The sequence below is a fragment of the Streptococcus oralis genome (genome assembly GCF_001075875.1).
Taxonomy (GTDB): domain Bacteria; phylum Bacillota; class Bacilli; order Lactobacillales; family Streptococcaceae; genus Streptococcus; species Streptococcus oralis_I.
Map to the genome: position 1 here is coordinate 1 of NZ_JUOS01000123.1, position 213 is coordinate 213.

Genomic DNA, 213 nt, shown 5'->3' on the forward strand with positions numbered 1-213 from the left:
CATAGTATAATATAAAGCAATATCTTGGGGCTCATTGAATTTTTTGTAAATATCATTAATCTCTTGAGCAATTTCAGCAAATTCTTTAGCCTTAGTTTGTTTAGTCGATAGATTGATTAAAGCCATAGTATAATATAAAGCAATATCTTGGGACTCATTGAATTTTTTGTAAATATCATTAATTTTCTGAATAGTTTCATTAACTTCTTCAGC

The 213-nt window shown here is 26.8% G+C and carries 1 protein-coding gene; it reads right to left on the reverse strand.

Annotation, left to right across the window (positions count from 1 at the left end; all coding sequences use genetic code 11):
* Positions 1 to 213, reverse strand: a 213-nt coding sequence (locus ADM33_RS11475) for a hypothetical protein (RefSeq protein WP_049504087.1), incomplete at both ends; no start/stop codon positions are given.